A 16461-nucleotide genomic window follows, 5' to 3' on the forward strand; every position below is an offset into this window, starting at 1 on the left:
AAAGCATCCGAATGCCTGCCCATCAAGAAACCCGTGTTCTGCCTTACACAGCCCAACAAATGTATGATCTGGTTGCAGATGTGGCCAATTACCCAAAGTTCCTACCATGGACAGCAGCCGCACGCATTCGCTCGGTGGACGAGAAGGGCGATCACGCGGTGATGTTGGCGGATCTTGTGATTTCCTTCAAAGTCTTCCGCGAAAGGTTTGGCAGCCGTGTCGTGCTTTGGCCGGAGCAACAGAAGATCGACACGAGCTATCTGGACGGGCCGTTCAAACACCTCGAGAGCACTTGGCAATTTAAAGACGTGGACGAGGGCTGCGAAGTGTCCTTCTCTGTCGATTTCGAATTCAAGAGCCGTCTTTTGCAGGGGGCGGCCGGCATGTTCTTCAACGAAGCGATGCAACGCGTCGTTCGTGCTTTCGAGGGACGGGCAAAAGAGCTCTATTCATGACGGTTGAGCAGACGCTCGTCCGATTTGCGCTGTCAGACCTCAAAGCGCCGCCGCGTGATCTTGCCCGACTCTGTCTGTTTGATTGGGCAGTTTGTGGGATCGCAGGGATACCTGAACCTGTCTCTAATAACCTGCGAGACAAAGCGATCAGTGAAGGCGGGCGTGCCCATGCAACGCTGATCGGCGGCGGGAAAGTTCCTGCGCCACAAGCTGCATTAGTGAATGGCGCGACGTCTCATGCGTTGGATTACGACGACACGCATTTCGCCCATATTGGGCATACCTCTGTCGTTGTCATTTCGTCAGCACTTGCTGTTGCGGAGATGAAGGATGCTTCTTTTGATGAGCTGCTTGATGCAATTGCTGTCGGGAGCGAAGCAGCGACACGCGTCGGGGAATGGCTCGGTCGGCGGCATTACCAAATCGGTTTTCACCAAACGGCCACGTCTGGCGCATTTGGCGCGACGCTCGCCGCGTGTCGCTTGCTCAAATTGTCCGAAGGGGAAACTATTATCGCCTTAGGCTTATGCGCAAGCCGTGCAAGCGGTCTGAAAGCCCAGTTCGGCACAATGGCGAAGCCTTTGAACGCAGGGATCGCTGCGGAAGCCGGGGTGCAAGCGGCGCTATGGGCACATGCTGGAATAACAGCTTCTTTGGAAGCCCTCTCAGCCTTCGCCGCAACGCACCTTGGTGAGAACAATGATGACGCGATGGACGGGCTAGGAGAAGAATGGCAATTCAGCGGGATTAGCCACAAATTCCATGCTTGCTGTCATGGCCTTCATGCGATGTTGGAAGCTCTCTCGATGATCGAATGCAAAACTGACGAAATCCGGAAGATCGAGGTTTGTGCCAATCCTAGATGGATGAGCGTGTGCAACATCGCCCAACCTGAAACGGGGCTTGAAGCAAAGTTCAGCTACCGTTTCACCGCCGCAATGGCCCTCAGCGGTGTGGATACGGCGTCCATTGAATCTTACGCTTGTGAAACTTTAAAGAATCAAGAGCTTCAACGGCTGTCTGAATGCGTTTCTGTTCTGGAGGACGCCGGGATTTCAGAAACCGCAAGTCGAACAACGATCCATCTAGCAGGTGGGGAAATGATCGAGGCAAGCCATGATTTGCTTTCGCCGCTGACCATAGAAATGCGCGCCGACAAGCTGCAGCGAAAGGCCACCAGTATTCTGGGCGTCAGGCATAAACAAAGGCTTTGGGATTTGGCGCAGGGCGATGATCTAAAAGACTTCGTTTCACTACTCTCTGATCAGGGCGTAGACTAGCCCGCGGCCCTTGCTGCTTTAATCAACAAAGTCAGCGCCTTATCGACCGAAGCTTCGCGAACTTCAGCCCGACCAATTGCGCCAAACTCAACTGTTTCTGTGTCTACGGCATCGGGTGTCGCCACCCCAAAACAGACACGGCCTTCCGGTTTGAATTCTGACCCGCCGGGCCCTGCGATACCGGTGACGGATACTGCTATGTTTGCCTTCGAAGCTTGCAGCGCACCTTGTGCCATTTCGGAGGCAACTTGTTCTGACACCGCGCCGTGTTCATCGATTGTTGGGTCAAGGACGTCCAGTAACTCCTTCTTGGCGTCATTCGTGTAAGTCACAAAACCGCGGTCCAAAATGGCTGAACTGCCGGGAACATCTGTAATTGCCCCAGCAACAAGCCCGCCTGTGCAGCTCTCCGCTGTTGCAACAACGATCCCTTTGGACTTAGCGATCTCCAGAAGATCTTCCGCAAGGGTCATGACAGGACCAGATGGAAGAGTGCTGCTAGGATCAACACGCCAATCGCGGCCATAATGCCCGCAATGACGTCATCAAGCATAACACCAACAGCGTCATCGCGTTTGTCCGCCCAGCCAACAAGGCTTGGTTTGGTGATGTCGAACAGCCGGAACAGGACAAAAGCTGCAATCCAGCCCGGCCAAAGGGCTAGAAGGTTTGATCCAGAAGAGGCCGCCCCGTAAATGACAGGGAGCAGGGCAATCCATTGGCCTACGACTTCATCAATCACGATCTCTGATGGGTCGTGGTTTTCCTTGCCTGCCGTTTCGACCTTCGTTGCCCACAGGCCCGCGAAATAGGCGATGGCAGCGCAAAGAGCCAAGAGCGGCCAACTTCCGATCAAAGTAATCACATAAGCTGCGGGTAACGCGGCCAGCGAGCCCCACGTGCCAGGTGCCGGCTTTAGATGGCCGACATAGAAAAAGGTTGCGATGAGCTTGCTCATGTTTTGACCAGCGTAGCTGTTGCGATGCTGGCGATGCCTTCTTCACGCCCTGTGAATCCAAGTCGTTCGGATGTGGTGGCTTTGACGCTGATACGGTCAGAACTAATTCCCATGATCGCTGCCATTTTCGCTTTCATTTTAAATTGGTGCGGGCCGATCTTTGGGTATTCGCAAACAAGCGTGCAATCCACGTTTGAAATCGAAAACCCATGTTCGGCGGCTAAAGCGACAGCATGTTCCAAAAAGATATGGCTCGCAGCACCTTTCCACTGCGGATCGGACGGTGGGAAATGTTGGCCGATATCGCCTTGGCCAAGCGCGCCATAGACTGCGTCAGTCACGGCATGCATGCTGACATCGGCGTCAGAGTGACCCTGAAGGCCGCGCCCATGCGGAATCTTTACGCCGCAAAGGACCACATGATCCCCATCGCCGAACCGGTGGACGTCGTATCCATTGCCAAGGCGAATATCCATGTTTTCTCCCAAGATCTGCGCTGCACGGTCGAAATCGGCTGCCATCGTTATTTTCAGGTTGTTTTCATCGCCGTCAACGATTTGAACGGACATACCTGCGTCGCGGGCGACTTCTACGTCGTCAGTAGCTGGGGTTTTGCGATCCAAATGGGCTTCCAAGATCTGAGCATAATTGAAGCCCTGTGGGGTTTGCGCGCGATACAGGTGGTCCCTTGAAACCGCCGCTTCAACAGCTTTTCCTTCGCTGCGCCATAGCGCGTCCGTCACCGGTAGAGCAGGGGCGGCACCTGGATGCTCCTCCAGAGCGTCTAAGACGCGCTGAATTGTTTGCTTGGAGACCAAAGGCCGAGCGGCATCGTGGACAAGGACCTTTGACGGTTCATGATCTTTAACGGCCATCAGTCCTGCGCGGACAGATTCGTCACGTGTTGCGCCACCGTTCACGACTGCGTCGGCTTCAAGCCCAAAGGTGTTCCAAATATCATGGTCGTCAGGGTGAAGAACAACACAGATCACGTCAGTTTGCTCTCTGAACGCGTCGATCGTGCGCCCTAAAACGGGTTTGCCGGTAAGCATTTGCCACTGTTTGGGAAGGTCACCTCCAGCGCGTTTGCCGCGCCCTGCCGCGACGATAATGGTTGCCGTTGTCATTTCTTTCCCTGCGCGACGTTCGTGCATTTGTTTACGTTCTGGTGCTGCAACGCGCAATCGGCACGGCTCAAAAAGGTATGTTTGCCTAAAAAATAATCATATGATGTTTTTATCCGCAAATTTCTGAACTATAACATTGTCGAAGGTCAACTCGACTCCTAAGACTACAGCAACAAACCTCTTAAAGCGGACGCTTGTGCAAACTCTGAAATCTGAAATAAAGATCGGTTCTTTGACCGTTTCGCCACCGGTGGCTCTCGCGCCACTCGCTGGCATTACTGATTTGCCCTTTCGGCAATTGGTATCGTCGTTTGGCGCCGGTTGGGTTGTTTCGGAAATGGTGGCGAGTCAGGAAATGGTTCAAGCGAAGCCCGGCGTGCGTGAACGCGCTGAGCTTGGGTTTGATCAATCCGGCACGTCTGTTCAGATCGCTGGTCGTGAAGGCAAATGGATGGCAGAAGCGGCTCGGATGATAGAGGCCAACGGTGCAGCACTCATCGACATCAATATGGGATGCCCTGCAAAAAAAGTCACAAATGGCTATTCTGGCTCTGCACTGCTTAAAACGCCGGACCATGCTCTGAGTTTGATTGAGGCGGTTGTTCAGGCGGTAGACATTCCCGTCACGCTGAAAACGCGCCTTGGGTGGGATCATGACTTCTTGAATGCGGCCGACGTGGCCAAACGTGCCGAAGATGCCGGTATTCAGCTCGTCACGATCCATGGCCGCACAAGATGCCAGTTCTACAAAGGGTCAGCAGATTGGGCGGCGATCAGGGCCATCAAGGAAGCAGTTTCGATTCCAGTCATTGCAAATGGAGACATTGTCGACGCGACAACAGCGAAAGAGGCGTTGATCCAATCGGGCGCCGATGGCGTCATGATCGGACGCGGCGCCCAAGGAAAGCCTTGGATGATCGCGCAAGTGGCGGCAGAGCTTTTTGGGACTCCCGCACCAGAGCTGCCGAAAGGCAAGGAGCTGATTGCCATGGTATGCGATCACTACGAAGCGATGCTGCGTTTCTATGGTGAAGAACTCGGTGGCAAAGTCTCTCGTAAGCACCTTGGTTGGTACATGGACGATGCCAACACTTCGCCGGCGTTGCGGAAAGCTATTCTAACCAGTCGATCTTCCAAAGAAGTACTCAGGATGCTGCCTGATGCCCTGACCTATGAAACCGAGGTTGCGGCATGATCGAGAACGTCAACCTTTGGTCTTCGATCCCAGTTCCAGCGCTGCTGTTGAATGGGGACGACACGATCGCGATGTCCAATTCCGCCGCCGAAAGTTTCCTCAACCTATCTGCAAAGGCCCTATTTGGTTCGGATCTATGGGAAAAGGTCATGGTCGATGCGCCTTTAGAGGATGCCTACGCCCGCGCCAAAGACCGAAGGAGTCCGTTGTTCATCAACGACGTCGACGTAGGCAGCGGCATGGGGGCCCCGATGCTTTGCAACGTGCAAATCGCACCGCTGATTGGGTCGGATGACATGATGCTCATGCTGATCAGCCCGCGCGAGATCGCTAGCCGCGTGAACCAAAACGGCAACTCTAACAAAGCCGCGAAATCGGCGATCGGTATGGCAGAGATGCTGGCCCATGAAATCAAAAACCCCTTAGCCGGCATCACAGGTGCAGCGCAGCTTTTGTCGATGGGTTTGACGCCCGAAGATCAGGAAATGACGGACCTGATCGTGGCAGAGAGTCGCCGTATTGTGGCTTTGCTCGAAAATGTGGAGCAGTTCGGCAATCAGCGACCACCTGAACTTTCGTCGGTCAATATTCACGACATTCTAGATCGTGCGAGACAGTCTGCTTCCGTGGGTTTCGGTGCGCATATGTTCTTTGTCGTCGACTACGACCCTTCGCTGCCCCACGCCTTTGCGGATGCAGATCAACTTCAGCAAGTATTCTTGAACCTTCTCAAAAACGCCTCAGAGGCTGGACATGACGGCGGATCGATCAAGCTCCGCACATTCTACGACCCTTCGCTCCGCATCTTGCAGGCTGACGGAACTCAGGCGCGTTTGCCGCTACAAATCGAAATCATTGATGACGGGCCCGGCCTGCCGCCCGACATCGCCAACGATATTTTTGAACCTTTCATTTCGGGCAAAGAGAACGGCACCGGATTGGGTTTGGCCCTTGTCAGCAAATTGCTGCGAGACGGCGGAGGATGGATTTCCGTCGACTCCGTCCCTGGGCAAACCAAATTTCGGGTCTCGCTCCCACTCGCGCCGAAAACCGATGATGGAGACACCTAATGGACGGAACCATTCTAGTTGCTGATGACGATCGCACGATCCGTACGGTTTTGACCCAAGCGCTGACGCGGGCAGGGTGTAAGGTCCATGCGACTTCGTCTCTTGTGACGCTGATGCGTTGGGTCGAAGAGGGCAAAGGCGATCTGGTCATTTCCGATGTCATGATGCCCGATGGAAATGGTCTTGAGCAAATTCCGCAAATCGCCGAGGCGCGCCCGGGGCTACCCGTCATCGTGATTTCAGCACAGAACACGATCATGACGGCGATCCAGGCTGCAGAAGCTGATGCTTACGACTACCTGCCGAAACCCTTTGATCTACCGGATCTGATGAAACGGGCAGCGCGGGCTTTGGAGGTGAAACGCCGTTCCCAAAACGTGCGAGCCGTTGATCCGGACAAAGACGAAAGCGGTGATCTGCCGTTGGTCGGCCGCACGCCTGCAATGCAGGCGCTCTATCGCCTTGTTGCGAGGGTCATGAACACGCAGTTGTCGGTCTTGATCACTGGTGAATCCGGCACCGGAAAGTCGCTCATAGCCAAGGCAATTCATGATTTCTCTGACCGGCGCAATCTACCATTTGTTATCGTAGGCGCGAGCGATCTCGAGACCATGGACGGGCCACATGCTGTACTGGCTAAGGCAAAGGGTGGGTCGATCCTTTTTGATGAAGTCGGCGACCTAGACGAAACCGCTCAAGCGCGCATTGTGCGAATGCTCGATAGTTTCGGAGATACCGCGCCGCGCGTTATGGCGACGTCACAAGCGGATTTGGCTGTGCTCATGGAAGACGGCAAGTTTCGTGAAGACCTGTTTTATCGCTTAAGCGGCGTCACAATCGCCGTGCCCTCGCTGCGCGAACGTGTGGACGACATACCCCTGCTGGCCGACCATTTCTTGGCAAAGGCGGAGCGGGAAGGCGCGCCGATGAAATCGCTGAGCGAGGACGCGACTGAGATGGTCCGCGCCTACAGCTGGCCCGGCAATGTTCGTCAGCTTGAGAACTCCATTCGCCGATTGGTGTTTACCTCAACCGAGTCGGAAATAACCCAAGCCGAGGTCGAGTCGGTTCTTGGAAATCAGCCCGCAATGGAGACACTGAGAAGCGGTGGCGAAAATGATAAGCTGTCGGCTTCTGTTGCGAAGCACCTCCAACGATATTTCGATCTTCACGGTGGGGTCTTGCCTCCCCCGGGCCTATATAACCGAATCTTAAAGGAAATTGAGGTTCCGCTGATTGAGATCAGCTTGGATGCAACCGGTGGAAATCAGGCCAAATGCGCCGATCTGCTTGGGATAAACCGGAATACCTTGCGCAAGAAGATCACGGACCTCGATATTCGCGTGACACGCCGACGCAAGTTGATGTAAAACCGCAACATAAGCGTGGCCCCGAGGGGACAGCCCTTCGGCAAAGGACCACAAACAAAGCGGTATGCGGGGTGACCCGCCAAAACACAGGGCAATACGCAGTGCAGCGTACCCTCTTGGGCATTGATATGCGGCGGTTCAGCCGTTGGCGCAGGCAGAGATCAGTCCAGAATGGGCTGACCCTTGCTCTTGTTCTGATGGGACCGTTACTGGCTGCGATTACGGCGATAGTGATCAGCGGACCGCTTGAGGGCGGTACGAATTCGCCAATACTGCGGCTCGTCCTCTTTGCGGATTTGATTTACGTCTTGCTGATTGCCGCTTTGGTTATGCAGCGGGTTACGAAACTCATTATTGCACGCCGTAACCGGTCTGCGGGTTCTCAGCTTCATTTGAGGCTCACAGGAGCATTCGTGTTGTTGGCCCTCATTCCCACCGTACTTGTCGCGGCATTTGCCTTGCTGTCCATCAATATAGGTTTTGAAGGCTGGTTCTCGGATCGCGTGTCTACAGTACTAGGAACGTCACTTGACACGGCAGAAGCATATGAGGCTGAAGAACGTTCGGAACTACAACGTGATGGCGAAGCGCTCGCAGCGTATCTGAATAGCGAACGCCAAGCCAATTTCTTTATGAATGACGGGGATGTACGGCAAGCACTTCAAGTCGTTCAGGGACAGATTGACCGCGGTTTGACCGAAGTGTTCTTTGTCGATGGTGCGGGCAACATTCGTACGCGCGGAGCGCGTTCCTACGAATTCAATTATGAGCGCCCGACGCCCGAGCAGTTCGCGCTTGCCGATGAAAGCGGCCTTGTGATCATCGAAGACGGATCTAACGACGAATTCCGTGCCTTGTTTAGAATGGACAGCTTTCAAGATCGTTATCTATTGGTCACGCGACAAGTCGATGGCTCGATCCTTTCACTCTTGGATGAGACGAAAGAGACGGTGGCTTTTTACACTCAACTGGAGCGTGATCGCGGGCGGCTTCTTTTCGGATTTGGATTTATTTACTTAGGCTTCGCGGTCATTCTTATCCTAGCCGCGACATGGTTGGGTTTATGGTTCGCGGAAAGGCTCTCGCGTCCGGTTGGTCGACTTGTGGACGCGTCACAACGTGTTGGTGCTGGTGACTTAGACGTACGCGTGATCGAGGAAGAAGGCGATGACGAGATCGCGCAGCTCGGCACGTACTTCAATCAGATGACCTCTCAACTCAAAGGCCAGCGAGACGAATTGATGGAAACCAACGCACAAACAGAACGTCGCCGACGACTGTTTGACTCAGTACTGAGTTCGGTGACCTCTGGCGTTGTTGGCCTTGATCCAGAAGGGCGTATAACTTTTGTGAACCCCTCCGCAAAAGCACTTTTAGCTGTAGACGAGACGCAGGCGGAGACAGCCATCTTCTTAGCCGTGCCTGAGTTTGCTGAATTGTTTGATCGCCTAAAAGAAGGTGGTCGTTCAGCTGAGCAAGAGCAGATCAACCTCATTCGTAAAGGGCAGCAGGAGAGCCTTCTCGTTAGAATGGCACAGCGGCGCAATGAGGATGGTACCCTTGAAGGCTACGTTGTTGCATTTGACGATGTGACAGACCTCGTTAGCGCGCAACGCATGGCGGCCTGGGGCGACGTGGCGCGCCGGATCGCGCATGAGATTAAGAATCCGCTGACGCCTATCCAGCTCTCAGCAGAGCGGATCAAACGAAAGTTCTCCGAGGAAGTCTCCGAACGGGATAAGCTGGATCAGATGACTGACGTTATTGTGCGTCAAACCAATGACTTACGACGCATCGTTGATGAGTTTTCAAAGTTCGCACGTATGCCAGAGCCGGAGCTAACCAATAGCAATTTGGTCGATGTGGTCCGCGACGCAGTGACATTGCAGGAAGCTGGGCAACCGGAAGTGATTATTCATTCGAACCTGCCTTCTGATACGATCCTTACGGATATCGACGAAACCATGATCTCTCAGGCTTTGATCAACCTAATTAAGAACGCCGGAGAAGCGACAGAAACCTTTCAGGAAAAATACCCGTCGGTGGATTTGAAACCAGAAATCCGCGTGGAATTGTCCACTCAGGATAATGACGCGATCATTACGGTCCAAGACAACGGCATTGGGTTCCCAGAAAACCGGGCAAAGCTCTTTGAACCATATGTCACAACGCGCGAGAAAGGCACTGGATTGGGCCTCTCCATCGTCAAAAAGATCATCGAAGAGCACGGCGGCACGCTGACCTTATCCGACGCCGAAGAATTCAATGGGGCGACCCATAAGGGGGCGAAAGCCACCATCATATTGCCGATTGCACCAGCAAAGCAGACGGCCAAGAAAATTCCAGCATGAGGACTTAACCATGGGCGATATTCTAATCACTGACGACGAAAGAGACATTCGCGAGTTGATCGCAGATATCCTTCAAGATGAGGGGTTCACGACGCGTCTCGCAGGTAACTCCGATGAATGCATGAAGCAGATTGAGACGGAAGTACCAGCTTTGATGATCCTCGATATATGGCTCAAAGATAGCAACATGGATGGGATCGATATCCTAAAGTCTGTCAAACGTGACCACCCCGAAGTACCCATTGTGATCATTTCTGGCCATGGCAATATTGAGATCGCCGTCGCGGCCATCAAGCAAGGTGCCTACGACTTTATTGAGAAGCCCTTCAATATAGATCAACTAATGGTCGTTATCCGTCGTGCCATGGAAACGGCGCGCCTGCGCAAAGAGAACGTCGAATTAAAGCGTGGAGAGGCTGTTAGCGCCGATATGCTAGGAGAAAGCGCGTCTTTCCGTACCCTGAAGTCGCAGCTTGATAAGGTTACGAAGTCCAATGGCCGGGTGATGCTGACCGGTCCCGCGGGATCAGGTAAAGAGATCGCCGCGAGATATATCCATGCGAATTCGGATCGTGCGGATGCGCCCTTTGTAACGGTGAGTTCTGCCTCAATCGAACCTGATCGCATGGAAGAAGTTTTGTTTGGCCGCGAAAGTGCGGGGCGGGGTGTTGAGAAAGGCCTGTTGGAACAAGCGAACGGCGGAGTAATCTACTTCGACGAAGTCGCTGATATGCCAGTTGGTACGCAGTCAAAGATCTTGCGCGTATTGGTAGATCAAAGATTTCAACGTGTTGGTGGCAACGACAACGTTCAAGTAGATTTGCGTGTCGTATCTTCGACAAACAAAGACCTGATGGAAGAGATCGACCTCGGCTCGTTCAGAGAGGAGCTTTACCATCGCCTAAACGTTGTTCCGATTTCGGTGCCAAGCCTCGAAGAGCGAAGGGAAGACATCCCATTGCTTGCTGAGTATTTCATCGAGTCCTTCAATAAATCTCAAGGATTGCCAATGCGCGAACTTGGCGAAGATGCCCGGGCGCTGCTACAGACGATGCTGTGGCCCGGTAATGTCAGGCAGTTGAAGAACGTTATGGAGCGCGTTCTTATCCTTGGAGAAAATACCGAAGAGATTTCTGCGAAAGAACTTCCTGCGTCAGAAGAACCGGCAGCCGAAGAAGGGCGCGTCGTCCTGTCTGGCGGTTTGGCAACGCTTCCCTTGCGCGAGGCGCGTGAACTGTTCGAAAGGGAATATCTGCTCACTCAGATTAACCGGTTTGGTGGCAATATTAGTCGGACAGCCAGCTTTGTCGGGATGGAGCGCTCTGCACTGCATCGCAAGCTCAAATCCCTTGGTGTTGCAACGACAAATAAATCCGGTGCGCGTGTTGCTTATGTTGAAGCGGACGCTTGAATTGACTAGCTGTTAACGCTCTGTCACCACTATGACGTTGTCTGTCGGGAGAACAGGATGAAAGTTATCATTTGCGGTGCCGGTCAGGTCGGCTGGCAGATCGCGCGACATCTTTCCGGCGAAAAGAACGATGTTACAGTCGTCGACAACAATCCCGAATTGGTGCGCAGGGCGACGGACACTTTGGACGTGCAAGGTATTTCAGGCTTTGCAAGCTATCCTGACATATTGGAGCGCGCAGGCGCCGAAGACGCCGACATGATCATCGCTGCGACCCATTCGGATGAGGTCAATATGGTGACCTGTCAGGTGGCTCATTCGGTCTTCGCCATTCAACGCAAAATCGCGCGTCTAAGATCGCAAAGCTATCTCGACGCGATTTATTCGGACCTTTATCGCCGTGACCATCTTCCGATCGATGTGGTGATCAGCCCGGAAAAGGAAGTCGCCGAAGCCGCGCTTCAACGCCTCGCGGCGCCTGCTGCGTTTGACACGGAGAGCTTTCTCGAGGGTAAAGCGCAGCTCTTAGGCATAACCATCGAAGAGGACTGTCCGGTTATCAACACGCCATTGCGGCAGCTGACGGACCTGTTCTCAACGTTGAAAGCAATTGTGGTGGGCATCCGCAGAGAAGGGGCGCTTTTCGTTCCTATGGCGGGCGATCAACTGTTCCCGGAAGACGAGGTTTATCTATTCGTCGATACGAAGGACATGACCCGCACGCTCGAGATATTCGGCAAGACACAGTCCAAACAGGAACGCATTGTGATTATCGGAGGCGGCAATGTTGGCCTTGGCGTTGCGCGGGCCTTGGAAGCACGCACTGAGCGCGTTCGGGTGAAGATGGTTGAGCTTGATCGCGACATCGCCGAACATGCCGCCGATAATCTGGAGCGCACCATTGTTCTGCATGGCGACGGGTTGTCCTCCGGTATCCTTGAAGAGGCTGGAATTGAAAACGCCGACGCTGTTTTGGCGGTGACGGACGACGACAAAACCAACTTGCTCGCCAGCGTGCGGTCGAAGGAGATCGGCAATCCGATGGCGATTTGTTTGATCAACGACCCAACACTTGTGCCGCTTATGGGCCCGCTCTCCATCGACGCTTACATCAACCCGCGCGCAACGACGGTGAGTTCGATCCTTCAACACATCCGCCATGGTCGAGTGCGCGGCGTTTATTCGATTGGAGACGCCGAAGCCGAAGTTATCGAGGCGCAGGTCTTGGGGACGTCGCCAATCTCCGGCCAGCGCATCAAAGATATTGATTTCCCCGAAGGCACAATTGTCGGCGGCATCATGCAGAACGGCGAGATGCAAAAACCCAAAGGGGATACGCGCATCAATGAGGGCGATGTCATTGCGCTTTTCTGTTTGTCAGAAGACGTGTCCGAAGTTGAACGATTGCTCCAAGTGACGATCGACTTTTTCTAATGGCTTCGGCGCTCAAGAAATTGCCGTTCTTCGTTGTATTAATGGGGCTTGGGTCCCTCATTATGATGATCCCTGCGATATACGGCTGGGCAACGAGCGACTTTGTCGGGATGCGGGTCTTTTTCTATGGAACCATTCTGTTCGGAACACTGACCTTGCTCGTCGGGCTCGCCACAGCAGGTTACGAACCTCCAAACTTAGCGCGCAGTCAGTTGCTCACGCTCGTGGCCGCTTTCACCGTCCTCCCTTTGATGTTCGCGGTTCCCTTTGCCGAAGCTACATCCAACACGAGCTACGCGGATGCGTGGTTCGAGATGGTCAGCAGCTTTACCACAACCGGGGCAACGCTTTTTGATACTCCCGGACTGATTTCTTCCACTCTGCACCTGTGGCGCGCGGCAGTCGGTTGGGTTGGTGGTTTTTTAGTTTGGGTGGTCGCGATTGCTTTGTTTGCACCAATGAATCTTGGCGGTTTTGAGGTTCGTTCACTTGGCGGATACGGTCAGCAAAATCAAACATCCATCGCACAAATCGGGAAGGTCGCCGACTCTTCTGAACGTTTGAACCGGTATGCAGTAGATTTTGCGCCGATTTATTTTGGACTGACAGTGGTTCTTTGGGTGATTTTGATTGTTCTTGGCGAAACGCCCAGCGTCGCGGTGATCCATGCCATGTCAACGATTTCCACATCAGGCATCTCCCCAATTGGCGGAACCTATTTCTCTTCGGCTGGGTTCTGGGGCGAAGTCGCCATCGTGGTATTTTTCGTCTTTGCGATCTCAAGGCTGACGTTTTCGCGCGGATTTGTGGGAGAGACAGAAAATCCTCTTTGGAAAGACCCTGAGGTAGTCGTCGCAGGCATCCTCATATTCTTGGCAACAACTCTCTTGTTCGTAAGACACTTTGTGGGGTCGATTGATGAGGCATCATCTGACATCGCCGATGCTGCGCGGGCTTTGTGGGGATCATTTTTTACCGTTGTTTCATTTTTGACGACGACTGGATTTGAGTCGAAATACTGGGATGCCGCGACTGATTGGTCTGGACTACAGACTCCAGGACTTTTGTTGATGGGTCTAGCCTTGATTGGGGGCGGTGTTGCTACCACTGCTGGTGGTGTCAAACTCCTCAGAGTCTATGCGCTCTTTCGCCATTCTGAACGTGAAATGGATAGGCTGCTTCACCCTTCTTCTGTCGGAGGCGGTGGCAAAGATGCCCGAAGGATCAGACGGCAGGGTGCCTATATCTCTTGGATATTCTTTATGCTGTTTGCGATCAGTATCGCGACGGTGATGTTGCTGTTGTCTTTAGCAGGTATCCAATTTGAGCGCGGCATGGTCCTTGCGGTGGCAGCGTTGTCTACGACGGGTCCACTAGCGACGATTGCGGCCGAGTCTCCGATTGACTACGCAGGTCTTCCAGTCGCTGCTCGAGCGATCTTGGGTGCGGCCATGGTGCTTGGGCGGCTCGAAACCCTTGCATTGATTGCCTTGTTCAACCCGGATTTCTGGCGGAAATAGCAGCGTGCTGTTTTGGGGTTTTAACTTCGCGTTTCCCGCGACATACTAAGCCCATTGGGAATTGGCCCGGCGTTGGCCACAAAAAGAAAAAGAAAGGGATCGCAATGGCGTCCGACAAAGCAAACCTTCAAGATGCTTTTCTCAATCACGTTCGCAAAACCAAAGTTCCAGTGACCATCTTTTTGGTCAACGGTGTAAAGCTGCAAGGCGTCATCACTTGGTTTGATAGTTTCTGCGTTCTTTTGCGCCGTGATGGTCAATCGCAATTGGTCTACAAATCTGCGATTTCAACGATCATGCCTGCGCAGCCAATTAGCCTTTATGAAGGTGAAGAATAGGTTTGCTTGAACACGACAAGCCCGTCACGCGGGCTTGGGTGCTGCACCCTGACATCAAAATAGATAGCGCGCGTCGCGATGCTTCTTCCGGATTAGAGGAGGCTGTTTCGCTTGCGGTGGCTCTGCCTGACCTCGAAGTGTTCGGGTCTGATGTGGTGCGCTTGCCAAAAGTGCATCCCGGGATGCTGTTTGGCTCTGGGAAGATTGAGGAATTGGCCGCTGTCTTCAAAGCCCATGAGATCGAGCTGGTCTTGGTTGATGGTCCGGTCACACCCGTTCAGCAGCGAAACCTCGAAAAGGCTTGGAAAGTTAAGCTCTTGGACCGTACGGGGCTGATCCTTGAGATCTTTGGGGATCGTGCGCGGACGGCTGAAGGGGTGCTGCAGGTTGAGATGGCGGCGCTGAGTTATCAGCGAACTCGACTGGTCCGCGCTTGGACACACTTGGAACGTCAGCGTGGTGGTCTGGGCTTCGTGGGCGGCCCGGGAGAGACACAGATCGAAGCGGACAGGCGTGCGATTGATGAACAACTCGGTCGGCTTCGTAAGCAATTGGCCAAGGTTGTTAAAACGCGAGAGTTGCATCGGTCTGCGCGGGCGAAGGTGCCGTTCCCGATTGTTGCCTTGGTTGGCTATACAAACGCCGGGAAATCGACCTTGTTCAATAGGGTCACTGGCTCCGAAGTTTTTGCAAAAGATATGCTCTTTGCGACACTTGATCCGACGATGCGCAGGATCGAACTCCCTGCCGGTGATGAGGTTATTTTGTCTGACACGGTTGGATTCATCTCTGATCTGCCGACTGAACTGGTTGCGGCGTTCCGCGCGACGTTGGAAGAGGTGTTGGATGCCGACTTAATCGTGCATGTCAGAGATATCTCTCACCCACATACAGAAGAACAGGCGCAGGATGTCGAAACCATCCTCCAAGGACTTGGGATCAGTGAAGATGCACCAAAGCTCGAGGTGTGGAACAAATTAGACCAGTTGAACGAGGATGACCGTCAATCTGCGGTAACTCAGGCCCAAAGGCGTCAGGATTTGTTTGCTGTTTCCGCCCTAACTGGTGAAGGGGTTGATGACCTGTTGCAGGTCATCGCGGAGACCGTGAAAGACCCCCGCACAGAAGAAACACTCTCTCTGCCGTTTTCAGAGGGGAAAAGGCGAGCGTGGCTCTTTGATGCCGGGGTGGTTGAAAAAGAAAACCAAACAGAAGACGGTTTTGAACTGTCAGTGCTTTGGACAGAAACGCAAAAAGCTAGATTTCATAAATTGAGCTAACCAGCAGCCTCAATCTTGCGACCTGCAGCGCTTGCCATTCGACCACTTTCGGGACGTTGCGCAACCGCGAGCGCTTGGTGCGCGCGGGCCATTGCATCCAAAACGTGTTCGCCAGATTGAACTTCAGTGTAACCCACAAAGGCAGAAAGACGGGCGCGATCGGCACTGTCCGCCAAAGGAATAAGGGTACTGCCACACATACGTTTTGCAATCAATTCGACTTCGCTTTGCGTTCTGTCGGACAAGAAAACTCCAAAAAGAATTCTGTCCATTCTGCCAATTTTGTCGCCTTCTGTTACAGTCGGCCCTAGGCGTTTCGCTAAGGATGACAGGAAATAGTCCCCGACGTGTTTTCCGTATCTACCATCGATGGAACTGATGTCATTGGCTTGGATAATCATGAGATATCCGTTTCCCTGTCGCCTCAATGGGCGTTCCAGTTGAGCATAGAAAGACTGCTTTTCCAAAGTTAGGTCGTTCCATCCTTCGATATTGATTTCATCTACCGAGATCGAAGAGTTAGCGGACCGAAAACGCGTAGCCCCGAGCCTACATAACCCAATTGAAACCGCTATAAGAACGGCTACGCGCACCACAGGGTTCATGCCCTGAAATGGCCCGAAGACCATATCCAAGAAACCAAACACGACATTTGCCAACACGAATAACAGA

The 16461-nt window shown here is 53.4% G+C and carries 15 protein-coding genes; 11 read left to right on the top strand and 4 right to left on the bottom strand.

The features are described from left to right. The first annotated feature begins 11 nt into the window (after positions 1 to 11). Both BUA85_RS02970 and BUA85_RS02975 read left to right on the top strand, forming a co-directional pair. The gene (locus BUA85_RS02970) at positions 12 to 455 is read left to right on the top strand and encodes a type II toxin-antitoxin system RatA family toxin (RefSeq protein WP_072899157.1); all 444 of its coding nucleotides are present in this window, start codon (positions 12 to 14) and stop codon (positions 453 to 455) included. Then, the gene (locus BUA85_RS02975) at positions 452 to 1735 is read left to right on the top strand and encodes an MmgE/PrpD family protein (RefSeq protein WP_072899159.1); all 1284 of its coding nucleotides are present in this window, start codon (positions 452 to 454) and stop codon (positions 1733 to 1735) included. Before BUA85_RS02970 ends, BUA85_RS02975 begins: the two co-directional genes overlap by 4 nt. On the opposite strand, the gene BUA85_RS02980 is transcribed toward BUA85_RS02975, so the two are convergent. The 3 genes from BUA85_RS02980 to BUA85_RS02990 are packed head-to-tail and all read right to left on the bottom strand — an operon-like array spanning position 1732 to position 3820. Next, positions 1732 to 2208: a CinA family protein gene (locus BUA85_RS02980; RefSeq protein WP_072899160.1), complete on the bottom strand. Its 477-nt coding sequence runs from the start codon at positions 2206 to 2208 to the stop codon at positions 1732 to 1734. The genes BUA85_RS02975 and BUA85_RS02980 overlap by 4 nt on opposite strands. After that, positions 2205 to 2693, bottom strand: coding sequence for a phosphatidylglycerophosphatase A family protein (locus BUA85_RS02985; protein WP_072899161.1), 489 nt, complete (start codon positions 2691 to 2693; stop codon positions 2205 to 2207). Before BUA85_RS02985 ends, BUA85_RS02980 begins: the two co-directional genes overlap by 4 nt. Further along, positions 2690 to 3820, bottom strand: a complete 1131-nt coding sequence (locus BUA85_RS02990) for a bifunctional 2-C-methyl-D-erythritol 4-phosphate cytidylyltransferase/2-C-methyl-D-erythritol 2,4-cyclodiphosphate synthase (protein ID WP_072900386.1) — start codon at positions 3818 to 3820, stop codon at positions 2690 to 2692. The genes BUA85_RS02985 and BUA85_RS02990 overlap by 4 nt, the downstream gene beginning before the upstream one ends. A 223-nt stretch (positions 3821 to 4043) precedes the next feature. Here BUA85_RS02990 and dusB point away from each other — a divergent pair, with 223 nt between their 5' ends. The 9 genes from dusB (at position 4044) to hflX (ending at position 15789) form a co-directional block, all read left to right on the top strand. Continuing rightward, entirely contained in the window at positions 4044 to 5015 is a 972-nt protein-coding gene (gene dusB / locus BUA85_RS02995) for a tRNA dihydrouridine synthase DusB (protein WP_341350623.1), read from the top strand. Further along, positions 5012 to 6085: a two-component system sensor histidine kinase NtrB gene (locus tag BUA85_RS03000; RefSeq protein WP_072899162.1), complete on the top strand. Its 1074-nt coding sequence runs from the start codon at positions 5012 to 5014 to the stop codon at positions 6083 to 6085. The genes dusB and BUA85_RS03000 overlap by 4 nt, the downstream gene beginning before the upstream one ends. Beyond that, positions 6085 to 7455 carry a response regulator gene (locus BUA85_RS03005; RefSeq protein ID WP_072899163.1) on the top strand — a complete coding sequence of 457 codons (1371 nt, stop codon included), beginning with the start codon at positions 6085 to 6087 and terminating at the stop codon, positions 7453 to 7455. The genes BUA85_RS03000 and BUA85_RS03005 overlap by 1 nt, the downstream gene beginning before the upstream one ends. A gap of 128 nt (positions 7456 to 7583) precedes the next feature. Beyond that, a complete protein-coding gene (locus tag BUA85_RS03010; RefSeq protein WP_072899164.1) occupies positions 7584 to 9806 on the top strand; it encodes a sensor histidine kinase NtrY-like in 2223 nt (740 codons plus the stop codon). Positions 9807 to 9816: 10 nt separating this feature from the next. After that, the gene (gene ntrX / locus BUA85_RS03015; protein ID WP_072899165.1) at positions 9817 to 11217 is read left to right on the top strand and encodes a nitrogen assimilation response regulator NtrX; all 1401 of its coding nucleotides are present in this window, start codon (positions 9817 to 9819) and stop codon (positions 11215 to 11217) included. A gap of 57 nt (positions 11218 to 11274) precedes the next feature. Continuing rightward, complete coding sequence (gene trkA / locus BUA85_RS03020; protein WP_072899166.1) at positions 11275 to 12651, top strand: Trk system potassium transporter TrkA; 1377 nt, start codon at positions 11275 to 11277, stop codon at positions 12649 to 12651. Further along, complete coding sequence (locus tag BUA85_RS03025) at positions 12651 to 14171, top strand: TrkH family potassium uptake protein (protein ID WP_072899167.1); 1521 nt, start codon at positions 12651 to 12653, stop codon at positions 14169 to 14171. The genes trkA and BUA85_RS03025 overlap by 1 nt, the downstream gene beginning before the upstream one ends. 104 nt (positions 14172 to 14275) lie before the next feature. Then, positions 14276 to 14509: an RNA chaperone Hfq gene (gene hfq / locus BUA85_RS03030; RefSeq protein WP_072899168.1), complete on the top strand. Its 234-nt coding sequence runs from the start codon at positions 14276 to 14278 to the stop codon at positions 14507 to 14509. A 2-nt stretch (positions 14510 to 14511) separates the two neighbouring features. Then, positions 14512 to 15789: a GTPase HflX gene (hflX, locus tag BUA85_RS03035; protein ID WP_072899170.1), complete on the top strand. Its 1278-nt coding sequence runs from the start codon at positions 14512 to 14514 to the stop codon at positions 15787 to 15789. Here the strand turns inward: hflX and BUA85_RS03040 are convergent. Next, positions 15786 to 16436, bottom strand: a complete 651-nt coding sequence (locus BUA85_RS03040; RefSeq protein WP_165611577.1) for a diguanylate cyclase domain-containing protein — start codon at positions 16434 to 16436, stop codon at positions 15786 to 15788. The genes hflX and BUA85_RS03040 overlap by 4 nt on opposite strands. Between the last annotated feature and the right edge of the window lie 25 nt (positions 16437 to 16461).

It is taken from the genome of Cognatiyoonia sediminum (assembly GCF_900129845.1).
GTDB classification, from domain to species: Bacteria; Pseudomonadota; Alphaproteobacteria; order Rhodobacterales; family Rhodobacteraceae; genus Cognatiyoonia; species Cognatiyoonia sediminum.